Source organism: Planctomycetaceae bacterium, from assembly GCA_041398785.1.
GTDB lineage: Bacteria > Planctomycetota > Planctomycetia > Planctomycetales > Planctomycetaceae > JAWKUA01.
In genome coordinates, this window is sequence record JAWKUA010000024.1 from 29,617 (window position 1) to 48,176 (window position 18,560).

Annotated in this window: 15 protein-coding genes; 8 read left to right on the plus strand and 7 right to left on the minus strand. The window is 59.7% G+C overall.

The genetic code is table 11. From position 1 onward, the window contains the following. Nucleotides 1–64: 64 nt before the first annotated feature. The 3 genes from R3C19_22630 (at nt 65) to R3C19_22640 (ending at nt 2,482) form a co-directional block, all read left to right on the plus strand. On the plus strand, nt 65–451 hold the full coding sequence (locus R3C19_22630; protein MEZ6063151.1) for a TraR/DksA C4-type zinc finger protein: 387 nt from the start codon (nt 65–67) through the stop codon (nt 449–451). Then, nucleotides 451–1,083: a signal peptidase II gene (locus R3C19_22635; GenBank protein ID MEZ6063152.1), complete on the plus strand. Its 633-nt coding sequence runs from the start codon at nt 451–453 to the stop codon at nt 1,081–1,083. Before R3C19_22630 ends, R3C19_22635 begins: the two co-directional genes overlap by 1 nt. Before the next feature lie 148 nt (nt 1,084–1,231). Continuing rightward, on the plus strand, nt 1,232–2,482 hold the full coding sequence (locus tag R3C19_22640; GenBank protein MEZ6063153.1) for a PQQ-binding-like beta-propeller repeat protein: 1,251 nt from the start codon (nt 1,232–1,234) through the stop codon (nt 2,480–2,482). A 227-nt stretch (nt 2,483–2,709) separates the two neighbouring features. Here R3C19_22640 and R3C19_22645 read toward each other — a convergent pair whose 3' ends face one another. The 5 genes from R3C19_22645 to R3C19_22665 form a co-directional block, all read right to left on the minus strand. Beyond that, nucleotides 2,710–3,708 carry an NADPH:quinone reductase gene (locus R3C19_22645; GenBank protein ID MEZ6063154.1) on the minus strand — a complete coding sequence of 333 codons (999 nt, stop codon included), beginning with the start codon at nt 3,706–3,708 and terminating at the stop codon, nt 2,710–2,712. A 135-nt stretch (nt 3,709–3,843) separates the two neighbouring features. Beyond that, nucleotides 3,844–5,727: a BatA and WFA domain-containing protein gene (locus R3C19_22650; protein MEZ6063155.1), complete on the minus strand. Its 1,884-nt coding sequence runs from the start codon at nt 5,725–5,727 to the stop codon at nt 3,844–3,846. A 625-nt stretch (nt 5,728–6,352) separates the two neighbouring features. Next, nucleotides 6,353–6,829, minus strand: a complete 477-nt coding sequence (locus R3C19_22655) for an Hsp20/alpha crystallin family protein (protein MEZ6063156.1) — start codon at nt 6,827–6,829, stop codon at nt 6,353–6,355. A 592-nt stretch (nt 6,830–7,421) separates the two neighbouring features. Beyond that, nucleotides 7,422–8,033, minus strand: a complete 612-nt coding sequence (locus R3C19_22660) for an HAD family phosphatase (GenBank protein MEZ6063157.1) — start codon at nt 8,031–8,033, stop codon at nt 7,422–7,424. Nucleotides 8,034–8,389: 356 nt separating this feature from the next. Next, nucleotides 8,390–10,792 (minus strand): S1C family serine protease, encoded by a 2,403-nt coding sequence (locus R3C19_22665; protein ID MEZ6063158.1) that lies wholly within the window; start codon nt 10,790–10,792, stop codon nt 8,390–8,392. Nucleotides 10,793–11,465: 673 nt separating this feature from the next. On the opposite strand from R3C19_22665, the gene R3C19_22670 reads away from it, so the two are divergent. Together R3C19_22670 and R3C19_22675 are read left to right on the plus strand one after the other, a co-directional pair. Further along, nucleotides 11,466–12,350 (plus strand): TIM barrel protein, encoded by an 885-nt coding sequence (locus R3C19_22670; protein MEZ6063159.1) that lies wholly within the window; start codon nt 11,466–11,468, stop codon nt 12,348–12,350. A gap of 312 nt (nt 12,351–12,662) precedes the next feature. Continuing rightward, nucleotides 12,663–13,325, plus strand: coding sequence for a hypothetical protein (locus tag R3C19_22675; GenBank protein MEZ6063160.1), 663 nt, complete (start codon nt 12,663–12,665; stop codon nt 13,323–13,325). A gap of 518 nt (nt 13,326–13,843) precedes the next feature. Here the strand turns inward: R3C19_22675 and R3C19_22680 are convergent. Together R3C19_22680 and R3C19_22685 are read right to left on the minus strand one after the other, a co-directional pair. Next, the gene (locus tag R3C19_22680) at nt 13,844–14,101 is read right to left on the minus strand and encodes a DUF4058 family protein (protein ID MEZ6063161.1); all 258 of its coding nucleotides are present in this window, start codon (nt 14,099–14,101) and stop codon (nt 13,844–13,846) included. A 5-nt stretch (nt 14,102–14,106) separates the two neighbouring features. Continuing rightward, nucleotides 14,107–14,634: a DUF4058 family protein gene (locus tag R3C19_22685; GenBank protein MEZ6063162.1), complete on the minus strand. Its 528-nt coding sequence runs from the start codon at nt 14,632–14,634 to the stop codon at nt 14,107–14,109. A gap of 269 nt (nt 14,635–14,903) precedes the next feature. Here R3C19_22685 and R3C19_22690 point away from each other — a divergent pair, with 269 nt between their 5' ends. The 3 genes from R3C19_22690 (at nt 14,904) to deoC (ending at nt 18,223) form a co-directional block, all read left to right on the plus strand. Beyond that, the gene (locus tag R3C19_22690) at nt 14,904–16,046 is read left to right on the plus strand and encodes a Gfo/Idh/MocA family oxidoreductase (protein ID MEZ6063163.1); all 1,143 of its coding nucleotides are present in this window, start codon (nt 14,904–14,906) and stop codon (nt 16,044–16,046) included. A 226-nt stretch (nt 16,047–16,272) separates the two neighbouring features. Beyond that, complete coding sequence (locus R3C19_22695) at nt 16,273–17,193, plus strand: sugar phosphate isomerase/epimerase family protein (GenBank protein ID MEZ6063164.1); 921 nt, start codon at nt 16,273–16,275, stop codon at nt 17,191–17,193. A 208-nt stretch (nt 17,194–17,401) separates the two neighbouring features. Continuing rightward, on the plus strand, nt 17,402–18,223 hold the full coding sequence (gene deoC, locus R3C19_22700; GenBank protein ID MEZ6063165.1) for a deoxyribose-phosphate aldolase: 822 nt from the start codon (nt 17,402–17,404) through the stop codon (nt 18,221–18,223). Nucleotides 18,224–18,560 lie beyond the last annotated feature (337 nt).

An 18,560-nucleotide genomic window follows, 5' to 3' on the forward strand; every position in this document is an offset into this window, starting at 1 on the left:
CGCAGCCTGATGATTGTGCAATTTGACGTAATTCCTTGATCTGTCAGCAGTTGGAGCAGAAACCATGAAATCAGAAGATTTGAAAGAGTTTCGAAAAATGCTCCGGCTGATGCAGGCTCGCCTGCAGGGCGACGTTGAACAGATCGAAGAAGAAGCGTTTTCGGCCGCAGCCAACGGATCGCACGGGTCGTCCAATCACATGGCGGAAATGGGCACCGATGCGTGGGACCTGGATTTTTCCCTGCGAATCGTCGAAAACGACCAGGAAGTCCTGTCGGAAATCGCGGCCGCGCTGAAGAAGATCGATCAGGGCACCTTCGGCCTGTGCGAAATGTGTCTGGAAAAGGGAGCCGTGGAATCAAAAGCCGGCATTCCCAAAGCCCGCCTGCGCGCGATACCCTACGCTCGTAACTGCGTCAACTGCGAGCGAAAAAGGGAAGAAGAGCACTGATGCATGGAGTGCCCCGGAATCGGATGGTTACCTTCGGTACGCTGACCGCCCTGTGCGTGGTCACCGATCTCTGGTCAAAAGACGCCGTGTTTTCCCGGTTCGGCCTTAACGCGGGAACCGACTGGATTCTGGACGGCTGGGTTCGCTTCCGTCTCCACACAAGCCTGAACTTCGGCGCACTGTGGGGAATGGGTCAGGGGCTGTCTTCCGTTTTCGCCCTGCTAAGCGTGGCCGCTTTCGTCGGCATCATTTACTGGCTGTTCATTCGCGGCGCCGCGCACAGTCTGTGGCTGACCGTCTCTCTGGCGTTTGTGGCCGGCGGAAGTCTGGGCAACCTGTACGACCGGCTGGGGGTCATGATTCCGGGGGAAGCGGAACTCGTCTGCGGCTGTGCGAGATTTCCTGCACTTTCAGTTCGGCGGTACGGTGAACGATCCGTTGCTCGACTGGGCCATCTTCAACGTCGCCGACATGTGCCTGGTGACGGGAGCCATCATGCTGATGATCCAGTCGTTCCGGACTCCGCATCACGAATCCGTCGTCGAACCGGTGGCTGCCGCCGCGTCAAAATAACGCAGGCTGGAGCGTGTCCGCCGTTCGGTACGCGCGAGCGATTGCCGTTGCCGCTCTGAGTGACCACACTGCGCCGTGTGCGTTCACGAAGCCGCAACGCCTGCTGCCGACATGCCACATTATTGACGCCGACGGACCAACGGGGAGCACATGTTCGGGATCATCTTTCGCAGGACATTTTTCATCTGCACAGCTGCGTTTTGCTGCGTGCCGGGTTTTCGTTCGCACGCGGACGACTGGCCGCACTGGCGCGGTTCGAACCGGAATGACATCGTCGACGAATCATCCGGCTGGAACGGCGGCGACTGGCCGATTCGTGAACTCTGGAAGGCCGGCATCGGCGAAGGAGCATCATCGCCGCTGATCGTCGGCGACCGGCTGTTCACGATGGGCTGGCATGACGGCAATGACCACGTCGTATGCCTGGACGCCGCAACCGGAACCGAACTGTGGCGGCAGAGCTATCCGTGTCCGAAATATGGCCGGCTGGCGACAGGTGACGAAGGACTGTATTCCGGGCCGTCGTCGACACCGGAATACGACGCGCAAACCGGCTGGCTCTACACACTCAGCACTGACGGCGACCTGCTGTGCTGGAACACCAGGGAACAGGGTCGGCGAATCTGGGGCCTGAATCTGCACGACGAATTCGACATTCCACAGCGTCCGCAGGTGGAACGCAGCGGTCTGCGAGACTACGGCTACACGTCGTCGCCGCTGATTCACGGCCAGTGGGTGATTGTCGAAGTCGGAGCGAAGCAGGGAAACCTGATGGCGTTCGACAGACAAACCGGACGAAAGGTCTGGGCTTCGCAGGCGACGTCGCCGCCCGGACACAACGGCGGTCCGGTGCCCATCACCGTCGAAAACGTACCCTGCGTCGCGGTCCACAACTTCGATGGTCTGCAGGTCGTTCGAATGGACAGCGGCCACGAAGGGGAAACCGTCGCCACATATCCGTGGATCACATCCTTCGCCAACAATATCGCGTCGGTCGCCGTGCATGATGACTGTGTTTTGCTGACATCCGCTTACAACCAGAACAGAATTTCCAGGCTGCGAATTACTCTGAACGGAGCGGTCGAAGTCTGGCAGCAGCAGGCCGCGTCAAAGATCTGCACTCCCGTGATTCACAAGGGCCATGTTTACTGGGCGTGGCAGAATCTGATGTGTCTGGACTATGAAACCGGCGACATCAAATGGCAGGGCGGTCGCTGCGGAGACGCCGGTTCGTGCGTGGTGACGTCCGATGACCGTTTGATTATGTGGACCGGAAACGGCGACCTGACACTTACGGAAACGGCCGTTCGTTCACCCGATCAGTTCACCGAACTTGCCTCTCGGAAGGGAGTCGGCCGAGCCGACGCCTGGCCGCACGTGGTGCTCGCGGCCGGACGGCTGTACTGCAGAGACCGCAGCGGCCCGATCGTCTGTTTTCAGATGGCGAGCGGCAGATGAGCTTTTACCTGCCCGCTAGACGCGGTTGTGTTCCCAGAGAACCGGGGCTAGTGTTTTGTCAGGCATGAGTCGATGGATCGTGTGCCACTGGCCGTGCCAGTGCTCTGCAACATTGAACACACCGGCACAGCCAGTGCCACACATCAAAACACGATGGACTAGGCGCTAGCGCCCTGCGGCTGGCAGGTAGATTCTCATCTGCCGCGCGCCTTATTGCGCGGCTTTGGCTAAGGCGTCAGGATGATTTTTCCGGTCAGCGAACCGGCGCCTTCCAGCGTGTTCGCTTCCTGCATCCGGTGAGCTTCCGCGGCGTCGGCGAGTGAAAACTCCTGACCAATCAGCGGCTGGAACCGTCCGGTTTCCATCAAGGTGTTGAGTTCCCGCGCCGCGGCCTGTTGTTCTTCGGCCGATGCGTTGAACATGGCGAAACCGATGGCGCGCAGATCGTTGACATAAAACGGACCGACGGGAAACTCGGGCCGTGCGTCGCGACCCGCCATCAACACGATCCGCCCGCGGCGAGCCATCAGCGGCACCGTGCGGTCCAGATCCGGGTTGCGAAGTGTTTCAAACCACAGATCGATGCGGCCATTCTGTTCAACGAAGGCCGCCAGTTTCGAAACGACGTCATCCTGCCTGTAGTTGATGACGACGTCCGCTCCAAGATCGCCGGCGATGGATGCTTTTTCGTCGCTGCCGACAGTTGTCAGCACGGTGGCTCCGGCGGCCTTTGCCAGTTGCACAACCGCCGAACCGACGCCTCCCGTTCCTCCGTTGACGAAAACGTTTTCCGCCTTCTTCAGTCCGCCGTGCAGGTGCAGTCCCAGATGCGCGGTGATTCCGGTGAGTGCTCCCGCGGCGGCGGCTTTGGCTGTCACATTATCCGGCGCGCCATACAGCCACTGAGCATCAACGGCCGCCAGTTCACAGAACGTTCCCTGCCTTCCGAACAGGCCCTGATTGCTGCCCCACACGCGGTCGCCGACGGCCATCGCTGTGACTCCGTCGCCGAGCTGTTCGACTGTTCCGGCGATGTCGCAGCCGATCACGTACGGCATCGGCAACTGCATCTTCACCAGCCCCGCGCGGATGTACGTGTCAATCGGATTCACAGCAACGGCTTCCATTCGCACCAGCACCTGTCCCGGCTGCGGCGTCGGGGACTGCAGCTCGCCGTATTCAATGACGGACGCCGGACCGGTGGAGTTGATATACGCGGCTTTCATGGAATGCCTGACTTTGATGGACAGGGAAGGATCAGCGCCGAAGCGACAAACACGCGGCAGTGCCCGGGACGTCGATCGTCACGGGACGTCAATCAGAACTTCACACACGCCGGCCCGGTTACGCAGCGGACAGTTCTACGCAATTCGTCGTCGTTGAAACAGGAACCACTCGGATACCAGCAGGCATCCGGCGACCAGCACCAGTGAAAACCAGATCGGGTGCCCGCCGGAACTGCGCTGCGACGAAGCTGGAACGACTGCCGAGTCACCGGCAATGCGCAGATCGCTTTCCGTGCGGTTCGACAGGTTACAGGCGATCTTCATTTCGTTCGACGCCACCGAACCGGATTCCGGCCCGCCGGCGAACTCGGATCTTAGAGTCCAGATCCCCGTCCGTGATAGCGGACCGATCACTGCCGTTTGCCCGGTCACGCCCGCGCCGCCCGGAACCTGGTGGCCGCCGGGATCGATAAGCGGCAGCCGTCCGCCGTTCGCTTCCGCGGCGGCTCGCATGGAAGCGGACAGCAGTCGTCGAGCGACCTGGCCGGTCGCCAGAGATTCGATCAGTTCACCACGATCATCGGAGAACCATGACACAGCATTCGTCATCAGAATCGGAAACGCCGTTCGCAGCGGCAGGTCCGTCTGATCCAGATCGATGCACAACACCAAAACGTCGCCCGATTCTCGCGGGATGCGGGCATACAGAGGAAATCCCTCGGCGGTCTCCACCAGTGCTTCAAAGTCGCCGACGGGTTCGATGTGTTCGGCCGACGGCAGCAGCACATTCTGCAGCGTCACGTGTCTCATCAAAGCGGAATCGTCCTTCTGCGTCGCGACCAGCGGCTGCGGGATGGTACCGGCGATTTGCCACAGGTCCGACGATTCCACGGGAGTCACAACGATCACATGTCCCGGCGGAATGTTGCCTGCCAGCGGCCGATGCAGCACCAGAACTCCGCCATCCGGAGCCGCGGCCGGCGCTGAGGCTGTGACAGTCAGATCGACCAGTTCACTGGATTCCAGAACCTGATGCAGAAACCAGTTGCCGTCCGTAACCAGTGTGACGGGTCGGCGAGTCCGCTCCGGCAGAACCGCGAACGCCGTGTTATCGACGGCGAACGCATCTTCGGAATCAATCGACGCTGTCAGAATCCCGCCCGACGCAAGCGTGTCGTCAATCGCGCTTTCACGAATTTCCCCCGGGTGCAGGGACAGCGGAATGACGTTCAGCAGATCATCATTCAGCTTCAATTGAAGTCGCAGGCTGATCGGCTGATCGCTGAAGTTGCTGACTTCGACCAGAGTCTGAAATCCGACCGGATCGACCAGGCTTCGCCGCACCTGAAACTGAGTGATGCCGACGTTATTGGCCGGACGTCCCGTTTGCTCCCATTTCAGCACGTTGCCGGATTGGAGTTTCTGATTGTCGTCCGGTGGCAAGTCCGTCAGCACGACCAGTTCGCCGCCTTCCTGACCGGACAAGAGCCGGTCTCCCGCAGCGATGGCGGAATCCAGACTGGCCGGGGCGTCCGTCACGTTCAGCGACAGCGCTGCGTTTCGAAGGGTCCGGTGATTTTCCGTGAGACCGCAGGCGACCTGAACGGAACTGCCGGCTGCGATGATCGCCATCTGATCATTCTGCCGCAGAGAACGAATCAACTGCTCAAGCCGCCCGCGGGATGCTTCAAAGCGACTGACCGTGCCATCCGCCGCCTGCATGCTGGCGGAGCAATCAAGGACCACCACGATTCGGCGTTCGTTCAGGACATCGCTGCTGAAGTACGGATCGGCCAGAGCAACCGCCAGCAGCCCGAGAAACGTCAGTTGCAGCAGCAGCGAGAGCCAGTGTCGAAGCTGCCGCCAGATCGCTCGCGGCTGCTTTTCCGAGAACACTTCTTCCCAGAACATCACCGTCGATACGGCAACCTTCCGCCGCTTCACTTTCAGCAGATAAAAGATCACGATCGGCACGCCGAGAGCGATCCACATCAGAGCTGTCGGATTGTGCAACGGCATATGGCTGTTCGGCGAAAGGAAACATCCGGTCGACAGTTTCTATTTTCAGACGGCAACGAATTCAAACGGGACGAACCGGCAATTGCACCGCCACGGCCGGTCGCCATCGTGGCGGCTCCGGAATCTGCCATTCCGTACCTGCCGCAGCGAACGTCGACTTTCGCCGCTCGCGGGCTGTCGGCACAAGCGGTGATCGGGGGCTCACGGTGCGCGGCAGTTCTGCCACACGGCGCATGAAAAATCCCGGTCCGGCGCAGGTGCTCGATGTATCGATGCGTGGCCGGCATCGAACTGTCGAACTCTGCGCCACCGGGAATCGGACAGCGCCGTCGTTATCGATCGGCAGATGAGAACATACCCTCCCGTTTCAACGGGAGGGTCGAAGTTTGATCGCCGTGCAGGCGATCACACGAGGGGAGGGCGTCCGCGCAACGGGAGTTTCCCGTGCGTCGCCCACCTGCGGTCGAACGCCTGAACGGCATGCGTCTGGCGACCCTCCCGCTGAACCGGGAGGGTGAAGCAGTTGTTGCTCTGCATTGGTAAATCCTCATCTGCCGCAGGCCTTATCGATCGAGACGCATTTGCCGCGGTTCGTTTGTTTCCGCAGCCCGTATCGGTGCGTTGCTCATCCTTTGACGCGAATCTTGCGAGCCTTCGCGGGTTCCGTCTTGGCCAGCGTGACGGTCAGGACGCCGTCCTGATACTCCGCCTTCACGTCATCCTGGTTCACTGCGCAGGGCATCTGCACGGTTCGTTCAAACGTGCCCGAACGCCGCTCAACACGATGAAACGTGCGGCCCTTTTCCTCCTTCTCTTCCTTGTGTTCGCCGCTGATGCGAACAATGTCGCCGCGAACTTCGATATCCAGTTCGTTCGCCTTCATTCCCGGAACGTCGACCTTGATTTCAATGTTCTGATCGGTTTCCGAGATGTCCATCGACGGAGCCGCGATTCGTGACAAGCCGCCGTTCGTCTCGCCTTCCCAGTCCGACCAAACTCGCCGGAACGCGTCATCCAGTTCTTCATGCAGCGAAGCCAGCGGACCTCGACTAAACCACGGTGTCAACGCAGATGGTCGGCGCGGGGTGAGTGACGTTGTCATGGTCTTTCCTCCTGTTGAAGTGAATTCCACATCGATCGTGTCAACCGACACCGGCTGACCGCCAGATCGACATCGGCTCACGGTCAAAAAGCACAAACCGTGCCAATCAAACAGAGCGGCACAGCTCACGCCGCTGTCGGTCTCAGGAATCACGGGCTCCGGATTTGTCTGTCGATCGTGTGCACACGTGGCACACGGTCTCAGGCGTTTTGTGCGAGTTCGCGCAAGAACGACGATCGCCGTTCCGCAGTCGCCCGGCGAATCGGACAGAGCACAAGGAGTTTCGGGCGCCCGTCCGCAGCAGCCGCCGCGCTTCTGGTCCCGCGAGATTGGATCCACCGATTTCACAGATGCACACAGATGCTGCGCGGTCATTCCCGCGAAGCCTGCCCGCGCGCAGGCGGGTGGCGGTAACCCAGTCGTGCGCACCGGATTCCCGCCTTCGCGGGAATGACGGGGATGTAGGTTCCGGCGGCCCGACGGAACCCGTCCCCAGCAGCCACCGCGCTTCTGGACCCGCGAGATTGAATCCACCGATTTCACAGATGCACACAGGTGCTTCCCGGTCATTCCCGCGAAAAGCAGCACCGCGTCATTCGCTGACCGCGACACCAAGGCTCCTCAGCGCCGCGCGAGTCTTTCCGGTATCGGTGTAGACTTCGGCGTTGATGCCATACGTGCGCGCCTGCACGACATACGCTTCGATGTCGTCGGTATAGAAGCATTCTTCAGGCTCGGCATCGGCCATGCTGAGCGCGGCTTCGTAGATGGCGGCGTGAGGTTTCAGAGCTTTCGCCTGAAACGACGTCGTCAGCGCATCGAATCTCTGCAACAGGTCGTAGTTGCGTTCGATGTAATTCAGATGAGTGACGCAGGTGTTGGACAGCAGCACCAGCCGGATTCCCGCGGATTTCAGTTCGTCAACCAGCGGCACCATCGGTTCGTTCAGATGAAAGATATCCGCGACGGCATGACGCAGGTCGTCAATGGAAAACGTGTTACCGGTTTCGCGCTGAAAGCCCTCGTGAAATTCTTCTTCCGAGATTTCTCCGCGTTCCAGTTGCCACTGCAGCCCGCGCTGCAGCAGCAGGTCCGTGGCCTGATGAACGGAAATTCCGCAGACGGCAGCCACGTTTCGGCACATCGTCTGATGGCAGAAATACATCAGAACATTGCCCATATCAAAGAAGCAGGTCTTGATCATTGCTCCGGAGACCTCCGTGTCGGCAATCAGGGCCACAAATCGACCGCGATCGCAGAACCCCTGACAAAACCTATGAGATCCGCAGATGGGAGACAAAAGCGGTTCGGCTGGTTTGGCCCATCGTGTCGGTTTCAGAATCGCCCACAACTTGCGAATCTTCAGTGACGGCAACAGCACGTTTATGCAATGGACGTCCCGTCGACAAGTGACTGCCAATCCCGCCGACAGGGTGCGAGCCGGGGATTCGAATTCCGGCGTTTGCCGGCGCGCCTGCCGGGATGGCTCCTGCACGGCGATCGCCGCGGCGTGCGGCTGCGAACCGGCGTCTGTTGCCCTTCGGCGGTGACGAGCACTTGCTATTGTGTGTTCGCGTCGTCCGGTTTGTTGTCGTCTTCTTTGTCGTCGGAATCGGAGTCCGGATCAGCTTTCGCGGCGGCGATCGAGTCGCGGAGATCGTCGAAGAATTCCTGAACGTTGCGGTGTACGCTGCCCAGAAAACGCTTTCGGCGAGACATGGTGTCAGTAAGCGTCCCCATGATGCCCGCTTTTCGCCAGACACGCATCAGACGCGGCACCCGCGAATGTTTGTCCTGAACCATCAGGTGCCCGACCAGTTCCAGGTCCTCGCCGCTGACGATGGCGACCACCAGCAGCAGCGGACCTTCGTCGCGAACAATTTGCACTCCGTTGGGCAGCAGTGCTTTCTTCACGTAGTCGTTGATGACGTCTTCCAGGACTTCGCCGCTGCCTTCACGTTCTGCTCCGATGACGACAACCTTGACTTCGTCGAGATCCTTCAGCATCGGTTTTGCCATCGTCGTGTCTTCGATGGCGAAGATCTGCAAACCGCCGGGCAGGATTTCCACTTTGATGGGTTCGCCGCGTCCCGGACCACCGGATTCGTCACCGTGCGAGGCGATCCGCACCGGAGCGGTCCCGGGATTCAATGCGGTGGCATACATCTGGCCTGTGTTTAACGCGTTGCGAATGTCGTCGCAGGAAATACCAAAATTCAGTGACTGGCCGATGCGAAGCGTCATCGTGTTTATGGCGACGACGTTACCCAGCTTGTCAACGAGCGGGCCTCCGCTGTTTCCCGGAGAAATCGGTGCGGTGGTCTGCACCCACTGGCCGGCGTGATCCTGCAGGTTCAGCGTTTCTTCCAGTTCTTTGGCCGATCGAAATCCGCTGACGATGCCTTCGGACGCCGTGAAGTCCAGTCCCAGCGGAGCACCGAACGCTGTGACGCTGGTGCCCTTCGGCGGCAGCTCGTCGGCCAGTTTCAGACCCGGACGTTGAAAGCCGGCTGGCAGGTCAATCTGCAGAATGGCGATGTCGCGTTTTGAATCCAGATGCAGAAAACCGGACACCGGCATGCGCACGGAATCTGTTCCGTTGTCACCCTTAAAGACAACGGACGCTTCCTGAGCACCTTCGATCACATGATAGTTCGTGACGACTCGACCACTGCCGTCCAGCAGAAATCCACTGCCGTTGCCTTCACCTTCTTCAGTTTTGACGTCGACGCGAACGACGTTCGGTTCCACGGCTGCGATCAGATCGACCAGACGGCCGCTGTCCGAGAGTTGCAAGCGGTCGAACCGGGACATGTCGGCGGTCGGAGTACCGGCCAGCCAGCCGGCGGTGTGAGTCGAATCTTTCCAGGTACCGTCTGTCAGAATGAATTCGCCTGACGCCTGCGGCGGATGCGCGACGGCCTTGTCGGACATCAGTCGGATTCGCGTGCTGCTGGACGGATCGAACAACTCGATCATGTCGTTCGTCCGCATGGTTTCAATCAGCGGAAACTGCACATGTCCGCCTGCTGGGGCAGCATGGTAAGGCGCATCCGAAGCCTGGCCGCCGAAGAACCAGTTTTTGTCGCGTCTGGCATAGCCGTTGCCGGACGCCTGTAGCCATGCGACTCGATCCCCGCTGACAGCGTTCGGGTTCACCGCAGGAGAAATGAGCGACGAACGGCCGCTGCCCGAACTGTCGCCCGTCGGTGCATCCGCTCGACTCATCACCGCTGCGCGCGTTCCCGTTCCCTGCGCTGGCGCCGGAGTTGGGGCCGGAGTTGCGTTGCTGGAAGCATCTGCCATCGATGAAGTCGGGGCAGGCGCGGTCGCGGCGATCGCCGGACTGGTCGACTCAGAGGACTTGTTGCCCGCGGGAGTTACGTCCGCGGGAGTTACGTTCGCGGCGTTTGTTGGATTGTCACCAACGATCCAGTCGCCGGGTGAGTTCGTCGGGCTGGAATTTGACGCGCCCGAATCCTCCGGTCGCTGGTCGATTGCGACAATCGACGACCCGGAATTCCCACCGACCTGCAAGAACTCCGCCGCCAGAAACGCCGTCACTCCCAGCAGTACCAGGGCGGCGGCGGCCGCTCCGACGTAGATCAGAGCTTTGTTGCCGGATGACGGACATGCATCGGCACGCTGCCGCACGCGGCGGGCAGCGCGGCGAGCCGAAAGGTCGCGTTCACCCGATCGTTCCGGCCGTCCGGCTTGTCGCGGCGATTCGCGAGTTGACCGGCGTCCGGACGCGACGGATCGTGAATCCGGCTGAGCGGTGGTCTGCTGCTGGCCGGACCGGCTTCGTGCAGTGGATGACCCGGAAGGCGGGCGTTCTCCGCGGGCACCGGCGACACGCACCGGTTCGCCGCAATCCGGACAGCGAATCAGTTTGCCCGCGTGTTCGTCGGCCACGCCAAATCGTTTTCCGCAGGATCCACAGTCAACGATGATTATTGACATTTCCGGCCCCCGAATAGTCGTCTTCGAAAGTCATTTGCACGCAGTGGCCGCGGGAGCAGTGACACCCCACAGGTGGCTCGCCAGGGGCGATCGCTCCGCACCGGACTTTACCACCAGGATCAGCGGCGATCCATAAGGAAGCACCAATCCGGACCGATTTCGCATCGTCCGCCTATTTCATACAGACGTCGCTGTCGTGCGAATCTCCCGCCCCTCGACGAACAATCCGGACGAACAATTACGACACAGCCTTCGCACGCGGTTTCGGCCTCAGGCGGCCGCGCTGTTCTTTTTTCACCATGGCCAGCATTACCTTTGCCGGACTCACCGGAGCACTTTGCATTCAGACGCAGCGGAATCAAACATCGCTCGATCGGAAGTTGCGCGGATTGTTTGGGTACCGACTTCGGCCGGCATTCGGCAGGTGAAAAAATCTATCCGCGCGCACTCGCGGCGTCGCATTCTCAACCGTTCGGAACTATCTGCGCGGCTGGAAGGAACCAACGATGTTTTGCCAGATTCTCGCTATTGCGCGGCTTGCCCGAGGAACCGGGGGAGCGGGCAAATTTCGCGGCAGCCGCTTCCCAAAGTTCCCGCCGGGCGCCACGATACATGCTGCGGGCAGCCGATTCGTGCGTTCCCGAATCTTCCAACCTGCAGTCAGGAGCCGATCATGCGCCGAAGAACTTTTCTGTCCGCATCCGCCGCCGCTGTTCTTTCCGCTCGATTGGCAAGACCGTTGTTTGCTCTGCCGCCCGACAGCCGGTACATGAAAACCATCGGCCTGCAGTTGTGGACCGTTCGCAATCAGCTTGAAAAGGATGTGCCGGGGACTCTGAAGGCCGTCGCGACGGCCGGATACCGGCAGGCGGAACTCATGAATGTGCTGCAATCGGACGACATCATCAGGGCAGCTCACGACGCCGGACTGGATGTGGAATCCGCTTTCGTCGACTGGCAGTCGGTCGGCAACCCGAACGCCGCGGACGCTCCGTCATTCGACACGATTCTGGAGAAGGCCAAAGCGAAGAACCTGAAGTACCTGGTCTTCGGCTACATCGGCAAGGGTCATCGCGAAACCGTGGACCACTTCAAAGGTCATGCAGAACGAGCCAACGCCGCCGGACAAAAGTGCCGCGACGCCGGAATTCAGCTCTGCTATCACAACCACTCGTTTGAATTCACCGAGCTGCAGGACAGCAAAACCGGCTTCGATGTATTGATGGACGAATTCGATCGGGAACTGGTGAAATTCGAAGTCGATGTGTTTTGGGTGAAGATCGGCGGCTGGGATCCGATCGCCACAATGAAACGGCTCAACGGACGTGTGGCTCAGGTCCATCTGAAGGATCTGAAAGCCGGCACGGAAGTTCTGCACGACGAAGGCCAGGTGCCTCATGACGCCTTCCGGGAACTCGGCGCCGGCACAATCGACATGGCGGAAGTCATCAAAGTCGCCGCCGAAACCGGCGCCGCGCTGTGCCATGTCGAACAGGACCAGTCCCCCGACCCGATCGCCAGTATCGGCCAGAGCATGCAGCATCTGCGAAAAATCTAGCGGCGGCGTTGGTCAGGCCGTGGACTCCGCGACATGCACTCCGCGACGTGGCTCGGAGAGTTGTCCTCAGATTTCTCAGATGACGCTGATTGTTTCCGTCCGCGCACGCGGCGCTGCGAACACAAGTCATCTGAATGCATCTGCGGCGGAGTTTTTGTGATTTTGCTTTGATCCGTGCGATCAGGATCCGCGTTGTGACCTGGGACGCGCCGGACGAGTCGAATTCTTTCGGTCCGGTGCCGACTCCGTCACTTCCGTTGAGTCTGCCGAGTGACCATTCAATTCGATTGCGTTTGTGGAACACAATTCAACGTGGCTCGCGAACGAGCCGGCAGGAAGGCTCGCTGTTCCAGTTGCCTGGCTCAGCTCACAGTGCCATACGCCACCGGACAGCCTGTCGAAGCGGGCCTGCCTCCGCGGAAAGTCACTCGAAGGCAGGAAGGTCCCGTCAAGCCGAAGCTGTCGAAGGCCAATCCCGACGGCCGGAAGTATTCCGACTCCCGACAAGCGGAAATGCATCCTCTGCTGGTCATCCTGATTGCGGGGCTGCTGTTTCTGAACGGATGGAAGGCACTTGATTTTCTGATCTACGCCCCGTTTTCGATGAGCATTCATTCGGTGATGAGCCAGTCGATTGATGATCTGTCCGACGAGGAAATTGCCGAACTGGGAACGACTCGCGAGAAGCTGACGACGACATGGTTCAGGGTTCTTGCGGGCGGAATCGTTCTCGGAATCGGCCACCTGGCACTTGCAGCATCGATGGCGGGGATCCTGCTCTGGCGAGGCTACGCGGTCTACTATGCCGTTGTTGTCTCGATCGGCTTATTCGTGATCGACAGTGTTTTTGTCCGCCAATTCTCCGCAGTCGGCAGCCTGAACGTTTCGGCGGTGGTCACAATGATCCTGCTGTTGAAGTACATGCCTCCCGCGGCCTGGCCCCGGCTGATGAACCAGCGCCGCGTCATCGCCTGACTCGCCCCCGCACACGCATTCCCGGGCCGAGCCACGCGCTGACGAGCAGCGCGACGTCAGTTCGCCCTCATCCGAGTTTGTCGCGCGTGATGGCGGACTGACGTCGCGTTGAACAACACAGATCGCTCCACTACTGGCGGGCCTGATTCGCCCGCGAACGGCATCGATCATGATAACCATCGTCGCCCACTCGGAACGAATTCCGCAATTCAGGACGGCTCTTGCGACGCAGACCTCCGCTCGGTTCTTCAAGTGGTTCGTGCCGCGATCGGCCAAATGTCGACTCACGGTAGGTGCAAGTAGTAGAAGCGTGAGGCCAGTTGCCACAAGACCGGTTATCCTGGATCGACTCATTCCGAAGTAATCCTGTCGGGCGGTAACTGGTTTCACGCCAACTTGTCGCTTGCATGCGATGAATTCGCGTGCTCGATATTCCCTATCGCTGCAATTGGCAACCGACGACGGTTTGGAAATTGACAGGCCGTCTGCTCGCCGGGCTTTGTTCGGGCCGTTCGATGTCAGTTGGCAGGCTCGGCCGGGTTGTATTTCGCCGCTGTTTCGCGAGCCCACGTGGTGTCGTCGTGGGACAATTCACCGGGCGGGTTCCCGTCATAGTGCAGAAGCTCGGGATATGGGCCTTCGTCCCAGCAGCGTTCAAAGGCGGCCTGCAGGTCCAGAGTGACGTCGGTTTCGTCCAGCGGAATCGCGATTCGAGGCAGTCGCTGCCGAAGTTGAATCGCATACACCAGTTCCTGGCCGGCAACATAACGTGTCACGGCCGTCAGATAATGATACGGGGCGACCGATGCCAGCTTCTCTGCGGAGACTCGCACGGTGGCTCGATCTCCACCAGATTGACTCCGCCATCCCAGTATTCGTCCCGCTTCTTCAAATACGACTGACGACCAATACCGGGTCGCTTGTTGTGGGGACTGAGCACTTCGATGGCCGTGACAATGCGATTGCCCTGCGCCGGTTCGATGATGTGAATGACCGGCTCCCGCACTTCGTCGCGTCGCAGGTCAAATACGGCAGAAGGAGCATCCGCTTCGGCTTGTTCCACCGCAGTCGCAGTTCCGCCGCTTTCGCCGTGAATCCGCGATTGGCGAGTTTCAATGACGGCGACGTCGGGGCGAATCGGCCGTTCCGCTTCAACCACGTACAACCGATCCTGTGTCAGCGCCGCATAGCGAGGACGCAGCATCGGCTGAAGCTGGCCTCGAATGCAGGCTATCAGGCTGTCGTGGAAATCCGGCCAGATTTCCGGTTGTTCCAGATACGGGTCCATGCCGGGAAAAGGACAACGCATGAAGTGCTCCAGACGAGAACAGTCAGGACCGCAATGTCGTGTTCAGCATACGAGATTATCCCACAGCGCGACAACGTGCGTTCCATGCATCGCCGGCAAACAGCGAGACGTGAGTCCGCTTTCGCGGTTGACGCGAGACGGCACCACGGCGCCCGCGCGATGGCGGACTGACGTCGCGCCGCTCGCGGGGACTTCGATTGTCAGGTATCGTTCGCTGCACATGACCGCACCGCTCTCAACTCTCAACGCTTAGCTCTCAACTCGCCCCCATGACTTCATCCGGCACGGCAATTATCGGCACCGGCTTTATGGGCTGGGTGCATCTGGAAGCTCTGCGGCGAATCGGTGTGCCTGTTGTCGGGGTGCTGGGGTCGGGACAACAGAAGTCCGAGGACTTCGCCGCGTGCCTGGGTGTGCCTCGGGCGTATGCGTCATTCGACGAAGTTCTCGCCGACGACAATGTCACCACCGTTCATATCAACACGCCCAACCGCACTCACTTCGAAATGGCAAAAGCCGCGCTGGAAGCCGGCAGGCATGTGCTGTGCGAAAAGCCGCTGGCGATGACGTCCGCCGAATCCGCGGCGCTGGTACAGATCGCCGATCGCCATCCGAGACAGGCCGCAGCGGTCAACTACAACATCCGGTTTTATCCCATGTGCATGGAAGCTCGCGAACGCATTCGGCGCGGAGATTCCGGGAGGTTGTTCAACGTCACCGGCAGCTATGTTCAGGACTGGCTGCTGCACGACACAGATTACAACTGGCGAGTCCTTGCCGAAGCAGGCGGCGAACTGCGAGCCGTCGCGGACATTGGTACTCACTGGCTGGACCTGGTGCAGTTTATCACGGGTCTGAAAATTGAGTCCGTGTGCGCGGATCTGCAGACGGTGCATCCGGTGCGTCGCCGGCCAAAAGGTGAAGTGCAGACGTTTTCATCCGGTTCCGCGGGCGAAACGGAGCCGGTTGGCATCTCAACCGACGATTACGGCTGCGTCATGCTGCGATTCGCGGGCGGTGCTCACGGCGTTCTGCATGTGTCGCAGGTGACAGCCGGTCGAAAGAACTGCCTGCGGTTTGAGATCTCCGCTCAACAGCAGGCTCTGGCATGGAACAGCGAACAGCTGAACGAACTGTGGATCGGCCACCGCGATCGAGCAAACGAAGTGCTGCCTCGCGATCCGTCGCTGCTGACCGATGCCGCCAAAGCCTGTGCGAGCTACCCCGGCGGCCACAACGAAGGCTACGACGACTCGTTCAAGCAGTGTTTCCGAAGTTTTTACAACTACATCGAAGCGGCGGACTTTTCAGCTGACCCGCCATTCGCCACCTTTCGCGACGGTCACCGCGAAATTGTGCTGTGCGAAGCGATTCTGCAAAGTCACCGAGAACGAAAGTGGGTGGAAGCTTGAAGTGGCGCTCCCGGGTTTTGGCAAGCCGCCGTGTTGGCGAGTCACCCGTGTTGGCGAGCAGCGCGACGTCAGTCCGCTTTCACGGCTGCTTGCAAGTTGGCGGCGCGGTCCCCGGCACGATGGCGGACTCACATCCAGCCGCTCGCCGGAGGAACAGCGAAGGAGCCCCGGAACAAGTTTTGACTTTGCGATTTGAGATTTTGAATTTGAAATTTGGAGCTTCCTGATGCAACTTGGATTCGTCACTGCCATTCTGCCGGAACTATCGCTGGAAGAAGTGCTCGCCACCGCCGCGGAGATCGGTTACGACTGCGTTGAAGTCATGTGCTGGCCTGAGGGAAAAGCCGAACGACGCTACGCCGGAATTACTCACATCAACGTGGACACATTTTCCGAAGCCAATGCGTTTCGCATCAAAGAACTGACCGAGAAATACGGCGTGTCGATCAGCGGCCTGGGCTACTATCCCAACCCGCTGTCTCCGGATGAGGCCGAAGCCGGCGCCGCGGTGGAGCACATCAGGAAAGTCATCGCCGCCTGTCCGGTTCTCGGCCTGAATCAGATGAACACCTTCATCGGCCGCGACTGGACAAAGTCGGTCGAGGACAACTGGCTGCGATTCTTCAACACCTGGAAGCCAATCATTGAATTCGCGGAACAGAAGGGAGTGCGGATCGGCATCGAAAACTGCCCCATGCTGTTCAGTTCGGATGAATGGCCGGGAGGCAAGAATCTGGCGATCAGCCCGAAAATCTGGCGACGGATGTTCGACGATATTCCCAGCGACCATTTCGGGCTGAACTACGACCCGTCGCATCCGGCATGGATGCAGATGGACTGCATTCAGCCGCTGCGTGACTTCAGCGAAAAGCTGTTCCACGTTCACGCCAAAGACGTGCGAGTCGACCGGCATCGCCTGAACGACGTCGGCATCCTGGCTCACCCGCTGGAATACCACACACCCAAACTGCCCGGCATGGGAGAAGTCGACTGGGGCCGGTTCTTCTCGGTGCTGGGCGACGTCGGCTACGACGGACCAGTGTGCGTGGAAGTCGAAGACCGAGCCTACGAAGGTTCACTGGAATCCCGCAAACTGGCGCTGAAACAGAGCCACACGTTCCTGAGGAATTACGTGCCGAAGAAGTAGGACAATTCCGGCCAGGGTCACGTTGATCGGCCAACATTATTCGGCGAGCAGCGCGACGTGAGTCCACTTTCGCCGCTGGTCGGCCGTCGTGGTTCCGCCGGGCCGTCGGCACCTACAAGCCTGCGGTTTCGCATGGCGGACGGACGTCCCGTGAATCGCCTGACAAACGTTCGCCGTACTCACAGCAACAAAGACAGGATCTGAACGAATGGATTTTCGTTACACCGACCTTTCGAAGATGATCGATCACTCGCTGCTGAAGCCGACGATGACGGTGAATGAGCTTGAGGCGGGATGTCAGTTGGCCGTGGCCTATGACGTGGCGAGCGTGTGCATCATGCCGTACTACCTGAAGCGGTGTGCGGAGATTCTGGCGGGAAGCACCGTTCAGCCGAGTACCACGATCGGGTTTCCTCACGGTGGCCACACGACAGCCGTCAAAGCGGCCGAAGCGGAGCGAGCCGTCGCGGATGGTTGTCAGGAATTGGACATGGTCGTGAACATTTCGCAGGTACTGAGCGGCAACTGGGATTATGTGCGAACGGATATCGCCGCGGTCATCGATGTCGCTCACGCGGCAGGGCGCAGGGTGAAGGTGATCTTTGAGAACTGCTATCTGGAAGACAACCACAAGATTCGCCTGTGCGAAATTTGTGGTGAACTGAAGGCTGACTGGGTCAAGACGTCGACCGGTTACGGCACGGGCGGAGCAACTCACGAGGATCTGAAGTTGATGCGGATGCATTCGCCGGATCACGTTCAGGTCAAGGCGGCTGGCGGAGTTCGCGATCTGGACGCTCTGCTGGCCGTCCGCGAACTGGGCGTGTCACGCGTCGGTGCGCCCAGCGCGACGAAAGAATGCTGGACGCGGCCCGGCAACGGCTGGGTCTGGAACCGATTGCCGCTGCCCCCGGGTATGTGGTTGACGGGTATTAGTAGCCTGAGTGCTCTCGGCTGCTGCAATTCCAAGATCGCGTTCATGCTGCAACGCTTCTGCGATCCGCCATCTCACGGTGCGGTAGAGTTTTGAACAGGACTTCCAGGAAGTGCATTCTCGGATTTCGGCCGCGAGCGGCTGGCAAATTCGCCACAAGTTGACGCGACTCTCACTAATCATGTTCGGGCGAGCATGGTGACGTTTTGAAAACGATTTCTTTGCCTTCAAACGAGCGTTCATTGCAAGACACGTTTCGCGGGTCGTTTGCTGATATCAGAGCTTCGACGTAGAGCGGATTCAGAAACTCAAGAATGGCGAAAGATCGTACAGCGACGTCGAAACCACCACGCATCGGGTAACTGCTGGAAAGTTTGAGATGCAGGAATTCTGATGGAACCATTGGATGAATGTGGCAATCAGACAGGCATCC